This is a genomic window from Acinetobacter sp. AOR41_HL (assembly GCF_027854645.1).
Lineage (GTDB): Bacteria > Pseudomonadota > Gammaproteobacteria > Pseudomonadales > Moraxellaceae > Acinetobacter > Acinetobacter nosocomialis.
The window spans coordinates 244,069-261,782 of sequence record NZ_JAKTHZ010000017.1; the positions used below are offsets into that span (position 1 = coordinate 244,069).

The 17,714-nt window shown below is 38.3% G+C and carries 30 protein-coding genes and 1 pseudogene; all 31 read left to right on the forward strand.

The window, feature by feature from the left end; genetic code table 11:
• The first annotated feature begins 22 nt into the window (after window positions 1-22).
• The 31 genes and pseudogenes from MKL35_RS05260 (at window position 23) to MKL35_RS05415 (ending at window position 17,672) form a co-directional block, all read left to right on the forward strand.
• Complete coding sequence (locus tag MKL35_RS05260; RefSeq protein ID WP_057077734.1) at window positions 23-526, forward strand: phage regulatory CII family protein; 504 nt, start codon at window positions 23-25, stop codon at window positions 524-526.
• Window positions 527-775: 249 nt separating this feature from the next.
• On the forward strand, window positions 776-1,441 hold the full coding sequence (locus tag MKL35_RS05270) for a hypothetical protein (protein ID WP_057077736.1): 666 nt from the start codon (window positions 776-778) through the stop codon (window positions 1,439-1,441).
• A 44-nt stretch (window positions 1,442-1,485) separates the two neighbouring features.
• The gene (locus MKL35_RS05275) at window positions 1,486-2,382 is read left to right on the forward strand and encodes a hypothetical protein (RefSeq protein ID WP_057077737.1); all 897 of its coding nucleotides are present in this window, start codon (window positions 1,486-1,488) and stop codon (window positions 2,380-2,382) included.
• Window positions 2,379-3,161, forward strand: a complete 783-nt coding sequence (locus MKL35_RS05280) for an ATP-binding protein (protein WP_431605817.1) — start codon at window positions 2,379-2,381, stop codon at window positions 3,159-3,161. Before MKL35_RS05275 ends, MKL35_RS05280 begins: the two co-directional genes overlap by 4 nt.
• Entirely contained in the window at window positions 3,158-3,658 is a 501-nt protein-coding gene (locus MKL35_RS05285; protein ID WP_057077739.1) for a hypothetical protein, read from the forward strand. The genes MKL35_RS05280 and MKL35_RS05285 overlap by 4 nt, the downstream gene beginning before the upstream one ends.
• A complete protein-coding gene (locus MKL35_RS05290) occupies window positions 3,655-4,512 on the forward strand; it encodes a hypothetical protein (RefSeq protein ID WP_155519867.1) in 858 nt (285 codons plus the stop codon). The genes MKL35_RS05285 and MKL35_RS05290 overlap by 4 nt, the downstream gene beginning before the upstream one ends.
• Complete coding sequence (locus MKL35_RS05295) at window positions 4,506-4,994, forward strand: RusA family crossover junction endodeoxyribonuclease (protein WP_057077740.1); 489 nt, start codon at window positions 4,506-4,508, stop codon at window positions 4,992-4,994. Before MKL35_RS05290 ends, MKL35_RS05295 begins: the two co-directional genes overlap by 7 nt.
• 16 nt (window positions 4,995-5,010) lie before the next feature.
• A complete protein-coding gene (locus tag MKL35_RS05300; protein ID WP_155519868.1) occupies window positions 5,011-5,541 on the forward strand; it encodes a hypothetical protein in 531 nt (176 codons plus the stop codon).
• Window positions 5,542-5,647: 106 nt separating this feature from the next.
• Window positions 5,648-6,250, forward strand: coding sequence for a hypothetical protein (locus MKL35_RS05305; RefSeq protein ID WP_057077742.1), 603 nt, complete (start codon window positions 5,648-5,650; stop codon window positions 6,248-6,250).
• 278 nt (window positions 6,251-6,528) lie between these two features.
• The gene (locus MKL35_RS05310) at window positions 6,529-6,759 is read left to right on the forward strand and encodes a hypothetical protein (protein ID WP_057077743.1); all 231 of its coding nucleotides are present in this window, start codon (window positions 6,529-6,531) and stop codon (window positions 6,757-6,759) included.
• 106 nt (window positions 6,760-6,865) lie between these two features.
• Window positions 6,866-7,055: pseudogene (locus MKL35_RS05315) on the forward strand (hypothetical protein).
• Window positions 7,048-7,254, forward strand: a complete 207-nt coding sequence (locus MKL35_RS05320; protein WP_057077744.1) for a hypothetical protein — start codon at window positions 7,048-7,050, stop codon at window positions 7,252-7,254. Before MKL35_RS05315 ends, MKL35_RS05320 begins: the two are co-directional and overlap by 8 nt.
• A 3-nt stretch (window positions 7,255-7,257) precedes the next feature.
• A complete protein-coding gene (locus tag MKL35_RS05325) occupies window positions 7,258-7,524 on the forward strand; it encodes a hypothetical protein (protein WP_081039470.1) in 267 nt (88 codons plus the stop codon).
• Complete coding sequence (locus MKL35_RS05330; protein ID WP_057077745.1) at window positions 7,502-7,762, forward strand: hypothetical protein; 261 nt, start codon at window positions 7,502-7,504, stop codon at window positions 7,760-7,762. The genes MKL35_RS05325 and MKL35_RS05330 overlap by 23 nt, the downstream gene beginning before the upstream one ends.
• Window positions 7,723-8,079, forward strand: coding sequence for an HNH endonuclease (locus MKL35_RS05335; protein ID WP_081039471.1), 357 nt, complete (start codon window positions 7,723-7,725; stop codon window positions 8,077-8,079). Before MKL35_RS05330 ends, MKL35_RS05335 begins: the two co-directional genes overlap by 40 nt.
• Window positions 8,076-8,261, forward strand: a complete 186-nt coding sequence (locus tag MKL35_RS05340) for a hypothetical protein (RefSeq protein WP_057077746.1) — start codon at window positions 8,076-8,078, stop codon at window positions 8,259-8,261. The genes MKL35_RS05335 and MKL35_RS05340 overlap by 4 nt, the downstream gene beginning before the upstream one ends.
• Before the next feature lie 95 nt (window positions 8,262-8,356).
• Window positions 8,357-8,848 carry a phage terminase small subunit P27 family gene (locus MKL35_RS05345; protein ID WP_270913037.1) on the forward strand — a complete coding sequence of 164 codons (492 nt, stop codon included), beginning with the start codon at window positions 8,357-8,359 and terminating at the stop codon, window positions 8,846-8,848.
• An 8-nt stretch (window positions 8,849-8,856) separates the two neighbouring features.
• Window positions 8,857-10,584 carry a terminase large subunit gene (locus MKL35_RS05350; RefSeq protein WP_057077748.1) on the forward strand — a complete coding sequence of 576 codons (1,728 nt, stop codon included), beginning with the start codon at window positions 8,857-8,859 and terminating at the stop codon, window positions 10,582-10,584.
• Entirely contained in the window at window positions 10,584-11,813 is a 1,230-nt protein-coding gene (locus MKL35_RS05355) for a phage portal protein (protein ID WP_099475529.1), read from the forward strand. Before MKL35_RS05350 ends, MKL35_RS05355 begins: the two co-directional genes overlap by 1 nt.
• Window positions 11,794-12,462, forward strand: coding sequence for an HK97 family phage prohead protease (locus MKL35_RS05360; protein WP_057077749.1), 669 nt, complete (start codon window positions 11,794-11,796; stop codon window positions 12,460-12,462). The genes MKL35_RS05355 and MKL35_RS05360 overlap by 20 nt, the downstream gene beginning before the upstream one ends.
• A gap of 2 nt (window positions 12,463-12,464) precedes the next feature.
• Window positions 12,465-13,664 (forward strand): phage major capsid protein, encoded by a 1,200-nt coding sequence (locus tag MKL35_RS05365; protein ID WP_057077750.1) that lies wholly within the window; start codon window positions 12,465-12,467, stop codon window positions 13,662-13,664.
• Window positions 13,665-13,715: 51 nt separating this feature from the next.
• Complete coding sequence (locus tag MKL35_RS05370) at window positions 13,716-14,081, forward strand: hypothetical protein (protein ID WP_270913042.1); 366 nt, start codon at window positions 13,716-13,718, stop codon at window positions 14,079-14,081.
• A complete protein-coding gene (locus tag MKL35_RS05375; protein WP_057077626.1) occupies window positions 14,041-14,358 on the forward strand; it encodes a head-tail connector protein in 318 nt (105 codons plus the stop codon). The genes MKL35_RS05370 and MKL35_RS05375 overlap by 41 nt, the downstream gene beginning before the upstream one ends.
• 3 nt (window positions 14,359-14,361) lie before the next feature.
• Window positions 14,362-14,712, forward strand: coding sequence for a phage head closure protein (locus MKL35_RS05380; protein WP_049066413.1), 351 nt, complete (start codon window positions 14,362-14,364; stop codon window positions 14,710-14,712).
• A gap of 3 nt (window positions 14,713-14,715) precedes the next feature.
• The gene (locus MKL35_RS05385; RefSeq protein WP_049066412.1) at window positions 14,716-15,201 is read left to right on the forward strand and encodes an HK97-gp10 family putative phage morphogenesis protein; all 486 of its coding nucleotides are present in this window, start codon (window positions 14,716-14,718) and stop codon (window positions 15,199-15,201) included.
• Entirely contained in the window at window positions 15,201-15,575 is a 375-nt protein-coding gene (locus tag MKL35_RS05390; protein ID WP_049066411.1) for a DUF3168 domain-containing protein, read from the forward strand. Before MKL35_RS05385 ends, MKL35_RS05390 begins: the two co-directional genes overlap by 1 nt.
• A gap of 3 nt (window positions 15,576-15,578) precedes the next feature.
• On the forward strand, window positions 15,579-15,800 hold the full coding sequence (locus MKL35_RS05395) for a hypothetical protein (protein WP_049066410.1): 222 nt from the start codon (window positions 15,579-15,581) through the stop codon (window positions 15,798-15,800).
• 70 nt (window positions 15,801-15,870) lie between these two features.
• Window positions 15,871-16,344 (forward strand): phage tail tube protein, encoded by a 474-nt coding sequence (locus MKL35_RS05400; RefSeq protein WP_270913048.1) that lies wholly within the window; start codon window positions 15,871-15,873, stop codon window positions 16,342-16,344.
• Window positions 16,344-16,859: a phage tail assembly chaperone family protein, TAC gene (locus MKL35_RS05405; RefSeq protein WP_049066504.1), complete on the forward strand. Its 516-nt coding sequence runs from the start codon at window positions 16,344-16,346 to the stop codon at window positions 16,857-16,859. Before MKL35_RS05400 ends, MKL35_RS05405 begins: the two co-directional genes overlap by 1 nt.
• Window positions 16,860-16,894: 35 nt before the next feature.
• Window positions 16,895-17,110, forward strand: coding sequence for a hypothetical protein (locus MKL35_RS05410; RefSeq protein WP_031997628.1), 216 nt, complete (start codon window positions 16,895-16,897; stop codon window positions 17,108-17,110).
• A 70-nt stretch (window positions 17,111-17,180) separates the two neighbouring features.
• A complete protein-coding gene (locus MKL35_RS05415; RefSeq protein WP_049066505.1) occupies window positions 17,181-17,672 on the forward strand; it encodes a DUF4468 domain-containing protein in 492 nt (163 codons plus the stop codon).
• Window positions 17,673-17,714: the final 42 nt, after the last annotated feature.

Sequence of the window (17,714 nt, forward strand, 5' to 3'; positions counted from 1 at the left end):
GAAATTTTTCAAGGATTCACATATGAGTGAAATTAATTTAAGCCGAGAAGCTCAAGCAGCTCTCTATAAGACAGTCCACCAGTCACCGGGTATTACACCTGCGGAAATTGCTGACATGTTGGGTGATTCCCACAAAACTGTTTTGAACTATGCCAATCCAAACATGGAAAACCATGTACCTAGTCTTAAGAAAGTTGAGACGATGATTAATTACACGCAGAACCCTGCATTAATCAAAGTTTGGGCTCATCAATTGGGTTATGTGCTGGTGCCGGTAGGTTGTGATGGCGAAAAGCATCATGAAATGTCGATTCTTGAGGCATTGCTTAAAAACAATATCGCTAATGGTTTAGCAAATCAAAAGGTTGCTGAAGTGTTAGAGGACAATATTGTAACGCCGCAGGAATATGAAGAAGCTCATTCTATTTTTCAAAAAATTATCGAGAGCGTAACGGCAGCAGATAAAGCGCTTCAAAAGATGGCTAAAAGCCGAATCCCTTTAGACCTAGAAAAGCAAAAAGCCTGATCGGCAAATCAGACTTTTTTGTGATTCATTTAATTTGGAAACCAGAATGAATACAAAAACTAATCTATCACAACATCCTTGCGAAAACAAATGCAGCAATTTTCAAGGTGAGCAGTGCAAGACATGCCTTATCTCTGATTTAGGAGATGACCGTCACCTACACAACCATATTTCTGCAAATTGTCGTGTTTATTCAGAAGATGAATTGAAACACATCAACCGTGCACATGAAGCAATGGGAGAGGTGTCATGAAAGAACGTCCGATTTTATCTAATTCAGAAATGGTTAGAGCCATTTTAGAAGGTCGTAAAACTCAGACTCGTCGAATTGTTAAACCTCAACCAGTGCCTTATCCCGGTGGTGGGCATTGGTGGCGTTGTGATTATGTTCAGTCAATGGTTCGTGTTGAACAGGAACTCCAAAATCCTTGTGAGCTGTACAAGGGATTTATTGAAGAAGTAAACCCATTTGGTAAAAAAGGTGACCGTCTTTGGGTGCGTGAAACATTTGGAACAAAAATTCGAAATATCGGTGGAACTCCACACGAATCTTTTGCCTATAAAGCCGATAAATCAGATGAGGTTTGTTATTACGACTGCAACGGAAATGGATATCCAGTTAAATGGGTTCCTTCTATTCATATGCCACGTAGTGCTTGTCGCATAGTTCTGGAAATAACAAATATTCGAATTGAACGCCTTAATGATATTTCTGAAGCAGACGCCATTGGTGAAGGTTGTATTGCTGAATCCTGTGATCATGCGCGTAGAACTTGTAATGAAATTGGCTGTTATGGGCCGCATGCAACTGGTCAATTTAAATATTTGTGGGAATCAATAAAAGGTAAAGGTTCATGGGATTTAAACCCATGGGTATGGGTAATCGAATTTAAGGTTATCCAAAATGGAAAGTAATTACCTAACCCCCTACAAAGCCCCTTCAAAGGAGATAAATAACCGTGCGTGATTATGGGAAAGTCTCTCCACACTTCTGGACTGGATCTACTGGCAAGAAATTACGCCAGTATCCTGATTCAATTGTGGTGGCTATGTACTTAATGACATGTCCTCATGCAAACATGCTCGGCCTTTACTATATGCCCCTTTTATATGTAGCTCATGAAACTGGATTGGGCTTAGAAGGGGCTAAAAAGGGGCTTCAATGGGCATGCGAAGCGGGATTTTGTAGTTATGACGAAGTATCAGAAATGGTTTGGGTGCACGAAATGGCACGCTACCAAGTTGCTGAGTCATTAAAGGCAACAGATAACCGTTGTAAAGGCATTCAAAAGGATTATGACTCACTACCTTCAAACCCTTATTTAGCAAGCTTTTACGATAAATACGCAGAAGCTTTTTGCATGACAAATAAACGTGAAGGCAAGTGTGATTCAACACAACAAATTCAAGCCCCTTCAAAGCCCCTTGCAAGCCAAGAACAGGAACAGGAGCAGGAACAAGATAAATCTCTCTCTCAAGCGCCAGCGCAAAATTTTGAAGAGCCGGATGATTCTTGGAAACCAAACAAAGAGCACCTGAAAGCTATTTTGCAAAAAACAAAATACTCACAACGTGTTCAAGAAATTTTGTCGATGGATGATTTCGAATTTCATTTGAGCAACTTCAATGCCCATCATGAAACTAATCGTTTTCTTACTGACAACCAGAAACACAACAAGTTTGCTCAATGGTTACTTGAAAAGTTTGAAAAACAGGAAGCTCAGAAAGCCAAGCAAACTAAACCAACAAATCAAGGTAATTCACAAGGCGGCAGCGTTAATCAGGCGTTTGATCAACAACAGCCTAAATACGATGAAAACGTGCAGCCTGTGAAACTTGGAGGTAATTTCGTATGAACGCAATGCCAAAATTTAATTATCAATTCCCTCAAGCGGAAAGCATGTGTGAAACACACAAACAGCAAAAAGTTAGTATGGGTGGTCATGAAATTTGTCCAGCTTGTGCAGCTGAATATACAAAACAACAAAATGAGCAATATGACCGCGAAGTGAATCGCCGTGCATTCAAAGCTCATATGTCTACTGGAATGCTGCCAGAGCGTCACCAAAATTCAGGTTTTTCAAATTACCAATGTGATTTACCCGGTCAAACGATAGCTTTTAACAAATGCGTGGAATATGCAGATCGAATCATGAAAAACAAAGTTACCAATTTGGTAATGGTTGGGATGACTGGAACAGGCAAAACACATTTGGCATGCGCAACGGCGCGTACGCTGCTAAAAAACGGGAAAAAGGCCCGTTACATCACAAGTGAAGAAATTGCACAACGCATTATGCAGGCTTGGGATAAAGACACAAAAGACATGTCTGAAAAATCAGTTATCTATGATTTTTCACAATACGACTTACTCATTGTTGATGAATATGGTTTGCATGACCGCGATAAGCGTAAAGAACTTGTGCACAAAGTTTTATATGCACGTTATGACGCTGGTAAGCCAACTATGTTGATTTCAAATATGGCTTTGCAAGACACCACAGATCGTTACGGCAAAGTAACTCATGGCCTTATTTCTGATTTAGGTGACCGTTTATGGTCGCGTTTTCAACATGGCGGCTTAACTCAAGTCGAGTGTGTTTGGGCGGATGCACGTACAGGTGGTCAAGCATGAATGCAAAGTTAGATTTTGTTAAACGCGATTATTCTTTGTCTTATTCGAATGTAAGTCTCAAATCTACTAAACGCGAAGAACTAGAAAATGAGGTTGCTAAGTGGATTGCTCAGGGTAACGAAATAAAACCATTTGAGAAAAAAGATCAAAACCAGATCCGCCTTAAACATGGTACAGACGGCGCTTATAAAAAAATGGGTTGTCGCTGTAAAACATGTGTTGTTTGGGCTCGTAAAAATGGAATTCTCTTAACTGAGCCGAAGAAGGAAAAAATAAAGGTTGAGCCAGAGCAAAGTGCATTTGCAAAGCTTCAGCAAAAATTCATGCAAGTTTTCGTAGAGGAATATGGTCAATCATGGGATTTCTTAGCAGAAAGATCAGGCTATGCAATCACAGCGTACCAGTTGCGCCGTATCTATGAAGGGAAATCTGAGGTCACAGTTCTTGATTGGAACATTCTTAAAAATACGCTCAATTTTTTGGATGTCCATGTATGAAAAAACGTATTAAACAGCGCCAACGCCAGAACCGGAGTATTAGAGCAATGCAGAATAAAAAACAAAACTTGGAAGTGGGCCAACGTGTTTATGTCGATTTCCTTTCATCAAATAGAGTTGAAACGGATGGGACACGAATTAGCGGTTTTGGTGTGTTAGATCGAGTAGAGCCGGACGGTTTCGTTTGTGGTCGCCTAGACATAGGCCATACGTTTGGATGTCCATCTCAATATGTTCAACCTCAATCAGAAGTTATTGGTATTGATTTAGGTGAAGAAATATCTAAATCAACAAATAAAAATCGTCTTGATTTTGAAGAGTCGATAAAAGCATCTGCAAGCTATCAGAAACTCGTATTTATGCATGGTGAAAAACTTTTTATTTTTGATGATGAAAAATACAAGATCGCAGCTATCCAGTTAGCTTGGGAAATTTATTGTGAGCGTCAGGAAGTAATTACCAATTTGCAGGGTTCAATTAAGGAATACTGTGGCTGGGTAAAGGATCTGAAGCATGAGCGTGGTTTTTTACAACAGGTATGTGCACAACGTGCTGACACAATTGAAGCACTAGAAAAAGTTTTTAATAAATCAATTGAATTGGTTGAACTTGATATTTTAGGCGCAGAGCAAAGCAGAAACACCGCTGTAGATATGCAAGAACGTAATTATTTTTCAGCAATGCTTTATTTTCTAAGACCAATACAAAGGCAGTTAGCAGAAGCAAGCAATATTAAGATGCGTTCAATAAAAAAGGATAGCGATGTTTTTGAAGAAAATAGCCAACAGATAGATAAATCAGTTCCAGCTGCAATTCTTGAAGCAACAGAAAAACGCCGAGGTGATAAATGTTAAAACCAAAGTGGGGCGGTTACCGCCCACCTGTTTTAAAAACCGAAAGTGGCAAGAAAAGAGTTAATAAAGACCCGGCACCTAAACTACCTGCATATTTAATTAAGGGTAAAACCTATGAATGTGTTGGGGGGGAATTGCTTAATTGCAGTCTTAACATTATTCCGCCGTCAGTTAATAACTATTGGTTAGATTCTGGTAAAGCTCAAAAACGTTTAAGCAAACGTGCATATCATTTTATTGAAGCTATGAAACGGTTTGTTCAACCGCTTCAATATATGGGTGATGTAAAAGTAATTATCGATTACCACATGCCAGATAAAAAAGTACGTGACATCGATAACATTTTAAAACCCTGCCTTGATGCCCTAACTAAGTGTGGGCTCATAGGTGATGACTCGCAAGTTAAAAGCCTTTCAGTAAATGCTCGCCCAGTTGTTGTGGGTGGTCAGATCGATATATGTGTAATTAAGTTAAATGGATAATAAAAAAGGTGAGCGTATGAGCAAATTGACAAATCTAGAATGGCTTGGTCAGCACATGCGTGCCAAGACACCAAATTATGAACAAGTGGGTTCAAATAGTTCAGATGAGGTTTCAGCGTGGGAAATTCGTTGTGCTGCTTTTGAAAATATTGATACTCAATTGGCAAAAGCACTGGCTACAGTTTATGTATGGGGACATAAAGCACAACGTGAGTATTTATTTGTACAAGAACACTTAGCAAAAATCATGGTTCGTGCAGCTGAAGAAAAAAAACAGAAGCCTAATATTATTCCTTTAGAGAAATTGGCAGAGTTGGTTGCTCGTCTTGTTCTTGATTTTGAAATTGATCCAAGCCTAAATGAAGTTTTCACAAGTAAAGGTCGAATGTATTATGCAGGTATAGCATCTCATCATTTAACATATGACGCTTATCGAAAAACATGGAAAGAATACGAAAAGCTCATGGAAGTGGCATTAGTAAATGCTCGTTGGGAAATTGAAAACGGGGTTGGTGAATATCGAAATAGATTAAAAGAAAGTGCTTAAATATTGTGAAGAAAAATTAGAGTAAATGGCCTGCAATTAGTGGGCTTTTTCCGTTTTATATCTTATGATTATGACGATTTTTTGAACTTTATAATAAGGTATACAAATGGGATTCGGTAGCTTAATGCGTGACATAATTAATGTTTATGATAAAGAGGGAAATCTAGTAGCTGAAAAGGAGAAAGCTAGTGTTCAAAATGGTAAAAGCATCATAACTTTTAAAGCAGACTATCCAGTTGAGATAGGTTATTTGGTGGATAGACTTATTCCAAATGGGATAGTAGAGAGATATAGAGTTATTGAGCCTAATTATTCTGGTGGAGCGTCAATTATTCAGCCACATTATCAAATGCAAGTTGTGAACGTGAATGCAGTTCCAGATCCAAGATCAGTCAGCACTGTTAATACAATTTCAGTATCTGGTAATGCAAGATATTATCAAAATAGTACAGATAACTCAGTAAACACAATTAACTATACAACTAATGATTACAGACAAGTTTTGAATCAAATCAAGAGTGATTTACTTGATTTGAATTTAGATGATACCGATTTGCATGTGTCTAATAAAGTTATAGGTAAAATTGAGGAAGAAGTTCAAAGTGGTAACCCAAACAAGAGTAGGATTAATACTTTTATTGAGTTGTTGCCAGCTGGTGTCACTGTATTAGAATCAGTTACCAAACTAATTGAAATGTGTTCTTCTTAATCTATAAAAATCCCTATTCCATTTCTTTGGGAATTACCGTACAGTATTTATATTATGGTCGTATATTGGATATGATCATTAAGTATTTTGAAAGCTCACTATTTTGTGGGCTTTTTTTGTGAGCTTCAGTGATGTGAAATGATAAGAAATTATTTTAAATTATAAAGAATTATTTTACATTTAAGTGTCTGAATTATAACAAAAATAAATTTAAAATATAAGCTATTTAAATCAAATCTTTTTGCTTATTATTTGCTCATTACCAAGAGGGTTTTGAAATGAATGCAATAGTTAAGCAAAAGATTAAAGGTCAATATTATTTAGCTGTAGAAGCTGGAAGATATTTCATTATTTTAAGTCATGATCATCCTATGATAGGTGATGCTCTTAAGTTGTATGAAGATATTAATAAAGCTTCATTCTATGCAGATGAAGAGTTGGGAATAGAACCCAGTATGGAAATAGTTGGTGTTTTTCATAGTGAAGCTGAAGCACTGACTAACATTTAATTTTTACCTGCTCAGGCAGGTAGTTGTTAGCCGAGAACATTACGGCACATATGGCCCCGCCACATACTAGTTATTGGCGGGGCTTTAATTTCTCTGGAGTGTTTGTATGGCTGACAAATCAGAAGTTAAAAAGGATCTGGATTTTTTGTTCGTGTGAGCTAGAGAAATATCAAAATCCATCACGTACCGGGTTATCTCGTGATGAGCTCATAACAATAGATTCAATTATTGTTCGACTGAAAGAACGAATAAAAAATTTGCGTATCTTGAAAGATAAGGAGCCACAACGTGGATGACAAACAATCACTACAAGACCTAGTCCTTAATCTTGTTAATCAAACAAACAAGCTAATCGAACAGAACAATCAACTGATTGAACAAAACACACTAATCGTTCAAATCAATGCAGAACAATCTGCCCAGTTAAGTGAAGTCTTGGCAATGTTTGAAGATGGTGAGCCAGCACCAAAGGCTAAATCTTTAGATGGAGATTAATACATGCCTAGAATAACCAGCATTATCCCACCAGAAAGTAACGGAAATGTTTCCTTTTCAAATGGAACGAAAGTTCTACTTGATAATGGTGAGTATCTTCAACACGTAAACAAAATAACTTTAGTAGCTGAACCCGGCCAACCGTGGAAGGCGATTATTGAAGTACATCCAACCAATCAACAGCAAATTGATGCATTGTTGACGGATCTTAAAGTGGTTTCGATACCGGATCTTAAAGGTGAGCAAGATGATTCCGAACAGCATTACTAACAATCGTTTAGGGTTTCATGAATTGGGTAATAAGCAAGAAAAGTCTTTCATCGTGCTTGAACTTGAAACTCCAGAAGTTCTACGTAAGCAAATGGAACTCAATTTGGTTAAGTTGGTCCAAGAATATCAACGTAAAGGCTTGAACATTAAATGCATTACCGTTGATGTAGTTAAAGATTTAGATGCGCGAGTAACACTATGTCACGACCCTGCCGAGAATTTAGATGTCCAAACGTAGTTAAGTCACCAAGTCAGAAAGGTTTCTGTGATGAACATGCACACAAGCGCAGCAATTGGAATAAACGCCAAGATCGCACAGGATCAACAACAGAACGTGGCTATGGTCATGCTTGGCGCAAATTGAGGGCATCTATTCTTGAGCGAGATGATTACCTTTGTTTGATATGCAAAGCGAATGGTCATGTAACAGAAGCAACTGATGTGGATCACATCGTTCCACGTGAACACGGCGGAACAGATGACCCATCTAACTTACAATCGCTTTGTTCGCCGTGTCATAAAGAGAAGACAGCTAAACAGGATAGTAAACCATGAGTAATAAAGAATCTGGCGTTTGGCATGGCATAGGTATTCGTGTTCCAAAGGAAGCACAAGAGTTATCAAGCTTAATCTCAAAAGATGAGCGTGTCTTAACAGTGAATCTTCAAAGTAGAGAAGAGTTTGAGCGACTTTATTTGTGCCGTTGGGAAGGCTCAAAAAATCGCCGTGAGGGGTAAGGGGAGGGTAAAAAGTTCAGGCTTTTTGCCTAAATGACCGCCCCCCTAGTCACATTTTTACGGACGCGAAATTAAAAATTTAGTGGGTTGACAAAATGAGCGGAGTTGCAGCAATACCCGGTCGAGGCCGCAAACCAAAATCAGTAGAGACAAAAAGAGCAAATGGGAACCCTGGTAAACGCCCACTTAATAATAATGTTCCTGAATTTACTGAAGTAACAAATATCGATGTACCTGAATACATGGCTGAACTGCAATTTGCATCAATGATTTGGAAATCGGTTGTTCCTGAACTTTTAAAAAATAAAATTCTACGCATCACTGATATGCATAACGTGGAAGGCTTTTGTCTCGCTTATGAAAACTGGCGGAAAGCCCAAATTGAAGTTGCCACACATGGAATTGTGGTGGCGGGTTCTCAAGGTGGTCCTGTAAAGAATCCCGCATTAACAGCTATGAATGAGGCATCCCGCCAAATGGCAATGTTTGGTTCGTTATTAGGTTTAGATCCTGCTTCACGTAACAGATTAACGGGTGGTGGGAAAAAAAATAAAGGTAATGCGTTTTCTGGGGTGCTAGAAATGTGAGGATATGAATGTCTGCTTTATACCCAAATGTTGACGCTGCCAACAAATGGGCTAAGGCAGTTGTATCTGACAAAACACCCGCATGTAAATGGGTGAAATTAGCCTGCCAAAGGCATTTAGATGACTTAAAAAAAAGTAAAACCAAAGATTTCCCATATAAATTTGAGCCTAAATTAGCTGAAAAAAAGATTCTTTTCGTTGAGTTGCTACCACATACAAAAGGCGAATGGGCACTCAAAAGACTCCAAATTAAGTTAGAAGACTGGCAAAAATTTGGTTTAGCTGTAACTTTTGGCTGGGTTAGAAAAAAAGACGGTTATCGTAGATTCAGGGAGAGTTATTGGGAAGTACCACGTAAAAATGGTAAGTCAGCTATTGCAGCTGGTGTTGCTCTCAATATGTTTTGTAATGATGGTGAGTTTGGTTCTGAAGTTTATTCGGGGGCAACTACTGAGAAACAAGCTTGGGAAGTATTCAAGCCTGCTCGACTCATGGCTTTACGGTCACCCGACTTAATTGAAGCTGCTGGGATTTTAGTTAATGCTGCAAGTTTAGAAATTCCAACAGATGGTTCTATTTTTGAACCACTAATTGGTGATCCACCAGATGGTCAATCACCTCATTGTGCAATTGTTGATGAATACCATGAGCATTCAGATTCTAGACTTTATGACACAATGCAAACGGGGATGGGTGCACGCCGTCAACCGTTAATTTTTACGATTACAACTGCTGGTTTTAATATCGAAGGTCCTTGTTATGACTTGCGCATTCGTGTGCAAGAAATGTTGCTTGGTTCCATGCCTGATGACGAGTTATTTGGCTGGATATGGACTATTGATGATGGTGACGACTGGACTGATCCGAAGGTTTTACAAAAAGCAAATCCAAATTTTAATGTTTCTGTTTATGGCGATTACCTTGAATCACAGCAAAAGAAAGCGATTCAAAATGCTTCTAGACAAAATACATTTAAAACTAAACATTTAAATGTATGGGTTTCTGCAAAAACTGCCTTTTTTAATATGGAAAAATGGGCAAAATGTGCAGATAAAACACTGAAATTTGAAGATTTTAAAGCAACGCCATGTTTAATGAATGTCGATCTGTCATCAAAAATCGATATAGCAGCACGTATTAACTTGTTCTATAGAGTTGGTGAAGATGGAAAAATTCATTATTACTGTGTTGCACCACATTTCTATTTACCTGAAGACACGATCTATAACGGTGAAGAAAAGCAAGTAATTAAGCTTTATCAAAAGTGGTTAAACATGGGTTTACTTGAAGCTCATGACGGTTTTGAAAATGACCTGAATTTAATTGCGAGTGATTTAATTTCAGATGCTCAGCATGTTTCTTTAACTGAAGTTCCCTATGACGAATGGGGTGGATTTCAGATCGCCAAAACGGTGGATGATGCAGGTTATACCTCCATCAAAATGCCCAAAACTACAAAAACTTTCTCACCTGCTATGAAAGAACTCGAGGCGGCCATTTTATCTGGCCGTTTTCATCATGATGGCAATCCGATTCTTACATGGATGGTGGGGAATGTGGTTTCTAAAACAGGGAAAAACGATTCAGAGTTTCCTGATAAAGAGAAAAAGTTCAAGAAAATTGATGGTGCTGTAGCACTGTTAATGGGTATTAGTCGTGTCTTGGCATTAACCAGCACACCTGAGCAGGAAGATCTTTCGAAGCATATCGAAAAACATGGGGTTAGAAGATTGTAATGAGTGTTTTAACAAAAATTGGGGAGCTGATGGGTTTTAAATCAGCTCCCCAAATCATTTCTAGTCCTGATGATTTAGCTCGCATTTTTGGTGCTGAGTATGTTTCAGGAAGTGGGCAACCAGTGACGCCATTGAGAGCTATGCAACTGGCTATCGTGTTTTCTTGTGTACGAGTGCTATCCGAATCAATGGGTATGTTGCCATGTCGTCTTTATAAGCAAAATGGAAAAAATAAAGAGCCAGCAATTAATCACAAGCTTAATGAATTGCTGACCGTAGCACCCAATGACTACATGACACCTCAAGAGTTTTGGGAATTACTCATGGTGTGTTTATGCCTTCGCGGTAATTTTTATGCTTATAAAGTTTATGCATTAGGCCAAGTAGTTGAACTATTACCTATTGACCCAGCCTCAGTTACACCAAAATTAAATGATAACTGGGAAGTTGAATATCAAGTGAACTTTAAAAAGGGTGGGATAAAAACTTTATCGCAAAAGGAAATTTGGCATGTCCGTTTATTCACGCTTGATGGATTAAATGGATTAAATCCAATCGCATTTGCAAGAAAAAGTATTGCTCTTGGGTTAGATACTGAAGAACACGGTTCAAAGCTATTTAAAAATGGGGCCGTAACTTCTGGTGTTTTAGAAACAGAAGCTTCACTAACAGATGCGGCTTTTAACCGTCTAAAAACTGAATTTGCTGAAAGTTATACAGGTTTAGCTAACACATATAAGCCAATGATTCTAGAGCAAGGTCTTAAGTGGAAGCCAACAGCTTTAAACCTTGAAGACTCACAATTTCTTGAAACTCGAGAGTATCAAAAAGCTGAGATTTGCGGCCTTTTCCGTGTCCCGCCTCATCTTGTTGCAGCAATGGACAAAATGACTTTGAACAATATTGAACACATGGGCATGTCGTTTGTGAATTATTCGCTTGTACCGTACATGACGAGAATCGAATCACGAATCAAAGTCGGTTTGCTCAATGAAGAAGACCGCAAAACTCATTATGCAAAGTTCAATGCTGGTGCCTTGTTACGTGGTGATTTGAAAACGCGATATGAAGCTTATGGAAAAGGAATTCAGTGGGGCTTCTTAAGTCCTAATGATTGTCGTGAACTAGAAGATCTAAACCCACGTGAAGGTGGAGATATTTATCTAACACCTATGAATATGACAACTAAGCCTGAAGAAGGGGGAAAAGATGGAAGTCAAGTATCTTAACGTTCCATTGAAAATTAAAAGTGTCTCAGATTCAGGTGAGTTTGAGGGGTATGCATCTGTATTTGGTGTTGTAGATAGTTACAGCGATGTTGTTATGCCGGGGGCTTTTCAAAAAACTTTAGAGGAATGGTCAACACGCAAAGACCTACCATCTGTTTTGTGGCAACACAAAATGTCTGAACCAATCGGCCCATTTACAGAAATGAAAGAAGACGACCATGGCCTATTTGTCCGGGGTCGTTTGCTTATTAATGACGACCCTTTAGCAAAACGTGCTCATGCTCATATGAAAGCTGGAAGCGTAAAGGGAATGTCAATCGGCTACATCTTAAAAGATTGGGAATATGACCAAGCGAAAGGCGTATTTCTACTTAAAGAAATTGATTTGTGGGAAGTGTCAATTGTGACAATGCCTGCAAATACAGAAGCGAAGATTACAGAAGTTAAGACTGCACTTCGTAAAGGAGAGATTCCACCGCCTTCCAGCGTTGAGAAGGCATTACGCGATGTAATGGGACTCTCTCAGAAGCAAGCCAAAGCATTTATGTCTAAAGGCTACAGTGCACTTAATCAGCGAGATGTTGATTCGGAAGATGACGCGCTTCAATCACTTAAAGACTTAAAAACCATTTTTATTGAAGGTGCATAATCATGCCTATTGAAAAGAAAGACATCGAAGAAGTAGCTGCTGACCTAAAAGGTACTTTTGAAGACTTCAAAAAGAAGAATGACAAAGAGCTAGAAGGTATTAAAGCTGAAAAAGGCAAATTGTCTGAAGAAGTTGAAAAGATCAACGAAAAATTAGGTGATCTTGATAAACTTAAAACAGAGCTTGAAAAAGAGCTAAAAGAAGCAAAACGACCAGGTGCAACTGATGGCAAAGAAGTCGGTGAACACAAATCTGCATTTTATCAGTTCTTGCGAAAAGGGATTGATGATGGCCTTTCTGAATTAGAAATTAAGGCAGTTCAGACAACTACTAACCAAGATGGTGGTTATGCAGTACCTGAAGAACTTGACCGCACATTGCTTGAGTTGCTCAAAGATGAAAGCCCAATGCGTGCTGTTTGTTCTCAAATGACAATTGGAACGCCTGACTATAAAAAACTCGTAAATCTTGGTGGTGCTGGTTCTGGTTGGGTAGGTGAAACAGACAACCGCCCAGCAACAGGTACACCAACCCTTGCGCAAATTCAAGCATATATGGGCGAGATTTATGCTAACCCTCAAGCCACTCAAACTTCACTAGATGATGTGTTTTTTGATGTTGAAAACTGGATCTCAACAGAAGTTGCCCAAGAGTTTGCTGAAAAAGAAGGTCAAGCTTTCCTATTGGGGGATGGTGATAAAAAACCTAAAGGTATTTTGGCTTATGCAATGGCAACCACGAATGATAAAACTCGTGCATTCGGAACGTTACAGCAAATTAAGTCGGGCCAAGCAGGTAATTTTACAGGTGATAATCTTATTGATTTGATTTACTCACTTAAGAAAGGTTATCGCAATGGTGCGCTCTTTATGATGACTAATCTTACACAGTCAAAAGTGCGTAAATTTAAAGACTCAGAAGGTAACTATATTTGGCAACCGGGTTTGCAGCTTGGTCAACCTTCCACCTTATTGGGTTATGGCATTGAAGAAAATGAAGATATGCCAGAATCTGAAGCAGATGCTAATGCAGTGTTATTTGGTAACTTTAAACGTGGTTACTTAATTACAGATCGCATGGGAACACGTGTATTACGTGACCCGTACACCAACAAACCATATGTAGGTTTTTATACGACAAAACGTACTGGTGGTATGTTGACTGATAGTAATGCTATTAAGGTCTTAACCTTAGCAGCTTAAAAGCACCTATAAAGCCCCTTAAAAGGGGCTTTCTTTATCTGGGAGATAAACATGCCACCAATTATTATTGTTGATTCGACTTTTAAAATAGCAAAAAACAATGGCAACACTATTGTTGAATATGAACCGGGTGAACATGACGTTGAAGAGCGAACAGCATTAGTTGCTGTAGAGCAACTGGGTGTAGCAACGTATAAAGATGTTGACCAAAGTCAAAAAGCACAAAACACTGATGCACAGCAAGATGCACAGCAAGATGCACAGCAAGATGCACAGCAAGATGCACAGCAAGATGCACAGCAAGATGCACAGCAAGATGCACAGCAAGAGCCAGTAAAACAAAGCAAGCCAAGTAAATCTAGTAAAGGTAAATCTAATGGCGATTCTGACACTGGAACAGGTCAAAGCGAGACTTAAAATTGACCATGATGATGAAGATGCTGACTTAGAATTAATGATTGAGTCAGCATTAAGTGCTTTTGAAGAAGTAACTAACCGGAAGCTTTACGAAATTGGGCAAGTGATACCAGAAGATGTATTGAATGGAATTCATGCAACCCCCGCTATAGTAAACGGAGCGATTAGCTTAATTGGTTACTGGCATGAAAACCCTGAAACAATGGGAAATAGTCAAGACATTCCTAAGTCTACTACATGGGCATGGAATCGACATCGATTTATAAATGTGGGGTGATTTGTGAAAATTGGCAAATTAAAGCACCGCATAACCATTCAAAAATCTAAAAGCACTCAAGACCCAGTTTCTGGAAAATTAACCCTGATATGGTCAGATTTCACAACAGTTTGGGCAGAGGTTACTGATCTTTCAACCCGTGACCAGATAGCAGCTAAGGCTGTTAATAGCACTATTCAGGCACGTGCAAAAGTGCGTTATAGCAGTATCACAAAGCAAATAAATAGCTCCATGAGAGTTAGCTTTGAAGGCTATTTCTACAAGATTGATGGTAATCCAATGCGTGATCCAGACACACGCCGTGAATATCTGACATTAAATCTTGCCACAGGTGATAAAGCATGGAATGGGTGATTTATGACAACACAAATTCATGGTTTAGAACCTGCATTAAGAAAAATGCAGGCAATTGGTAGTGAAAAAACTGTAAAACGGATTGCCCGCAAAGCTATGCGCCAAGCGATGAATATCGCTAGGGATAAAGCTAGGGAAAAAGTAAAACGCTTAGATGATCCAAAAACACCTGAAAAAATATGGCGCGAAATTGTTACTCAGAACGGGCGAAGCAGAAATAAAAATACATTAGTTATGCGTGTTGGGGTTCGTGGTGGTGCACAAATTCCATATACAAATAATGCCAAAAATAGACGTTCTGGACGAGTTGGAAAGTCATATCAATCGGATGGTCGTGTTTATTACTGGCGGTTTTTGGAACTAGGCACAAGTAGACAGCCAGCAACTCCTTTTTTACGTCCAGCACTTTATGAAAATATTGAACAAATTACAGATAAATTTGTTCAAGTTTTTAATTTTGAACTCAGTGTGGTTTTAGGGGCAGCTTAATGATTGATATTCCAATTTTTCAATTAGCGAAAGCCGATCCAGTTGTAAAAAGTTTTCTTGAAAAAGATGACATTCTGCGAGTTTGGAAATTTGGTTCGGCACCAGATGATGCAGAAGCTCCTTATGTGACTTGGCAGACTATTACAGGTGATTCAAATAATAGTCTTGATGGTCGACCAGTTTCAGACAATGTAATTATTCAAATTGATGTGTATGCAACGGATGAAGATGTAGTTGACCAAGTTGCTAAGGCAATTCGATTTGCAATAGAGCTTGATTGTTATGTAGTTCGTTATGGGGAGGCAGATAAGGACCCAGTTACAAACATGCCGCACTATTCTTTTGATGTTAGCTGGATCGTAAATAGGAATTAAAACATGAGACTACCTATTGTTGAGGTAACACTTTCATTAGTGATAGCCCTATGTTTTGTTCTTCTGGGTTTTCAAATCTGGAAAGAATTTACCAGTCAAAAAATTGAATTAAATAAAGATGAATGGATTTGCTCAAAGAATGAGGTATCTGTTCAAAACATTATGATTGGTGGCAGGTTGATGCCTCAAACCGTTAATAAATGTGTCGAATATAAACTTAGATAAAAAACAATCCTTATCCGTAAGCACCCAATTGGGTGCTTTTTTTTATGCCTAAAATTAAGGAGCGCTCTTAATGGCTAATGTTAAAACTCAAAAAACACAGTTATTTACTGTGTTAAATGGTCAGGTAGTTCGTTTTGTTTGCTCTAAACGAATCGATTTGGGCCAAGATTCATTTCAAAAAATTGATGTAACTTGTCTTGATGCAGACTCAAAGCAATATGTTCGTGGTATGCGTGACCCCGGCGAAGGTGCAGTAGAAATTGATTATGATGATACAAATACAAGTCATGACAAATTGATTGAAATTGCAGAAACTGGCGAAATTTTAGAATGGTATGTTGGTTCGGGCCATGCTGCAACCCCTCCGACCTATGATCCAGCCAGTGGTATTGATCTTCCTGAAGATCGCATGTGGTGGTCTTTCAAAGGCTATATTAACCCTACTGCACCAAATGCTTTTGAAGTAGATGCTGTGGTTGCTTATTCATTTACCTTAATCCGTACTTCAGGTGTAACACCAACTAAACGTAAGGTGAATCCATAATGGCAAAGATTACAGCTGCTGTTCTTAAGCAAAGCATTTCGACCTTAAATATTCCCGTTGAAAAAACTGTCAAATGGAATGTTGAAGTGACTGAATGCAACATTGAATCACTTAAAAAGCTAACAAATGAGCCAAAACTTGAACTTGGTGAAATTGTTGAACTTGAAGCTGATATTTTTGTTAAAAAAATGAACTTCAAAGAAAGTCGTGAAGCTGCTAAAGCTATCGAATGGGATTTAGATTATTCAAATCTTGAACATTCGAAAGTAAAGAAAATTGATTCAACACATATGCAAGCTGCTCAGTTGCTTGGATCTATTTGTTCCGATAAAAAAGGCACTCCATTTTTCACCAATGTGAATGATATTTACAAAGCTGAACAGAGTTTGATTAATGCTCTTTATGCGGCAGCGGATGAAGTTAATAACTTCTTGGGAAAGTCACGGACGAAGAACTTGACGACAGAGAACTCCTTATTGAGCTCGTCCTCAACGGAGTCGGTGGAAACACCTTAGAAGAAGCTGAGCAGAACCTTTCACATGGGGAGTTGATGTATTGGAGAGCCTATCGTCAAAAATATGGCTCTCTATTTTTTGGCCGCCGTCTTGAACAAAGTTTCGGAAGCTGGATGGCGCACTATACAAGTTTCAAGGTTAAAGTTGGAACTAAGGTAGATCCCCGCGTTTTCATGCCTCATGAAAAACAATCAGTTGAAGAAAATAGTGTTTCACTTGAAGAATACTTAATGACATTTCATAGTGATTAAGATTGGTGCTCATGTGACATTTTAGCACCGTTTTGTTAAATTGACTTTGATTTTAAAAAACGGTGCGTTTATGAAAAAAGTTATTTTTACTGCTTTTTTAAGCTATTTTTTAATTGTAACCAGTCAGGTCCAAGCTAGAACTTTATACACAACTGAACATGTAAGGATTGTTGAAAATTTGAATGGAGACAAAAGTAATCTTTTTAATAACTCCAAAAAATGGGTAGCAAATAACTTTAATTCAGCTCAAGACGTAATTCAGTATGAAAGCCCAGAAGAAGGGCAATTAATTATTCGTGGAATTGCTTCGCCATTATGTGATTCAACAGTAAGCAAAATGCAATGTAATGGTTACTCCCAAGCTAAAATATCTTTTAATTTAACAATTGATCTAAAAGATAAAAGAGCACGTCTAAAATTCAGTAATTACGGTTACGCGAGATTTGGTAACACGCCAATTGATGACCCTATTACTTATAAGTTGATGCTTAACAGATTTGATTCTTTATCGAATGATTTTGAAAAAACACTTAGTACCAGCAACAATAATGACTCTTGGTAAATTGAATAAAGCAATTCCATAGTCAGTTTTACTTGAAATATT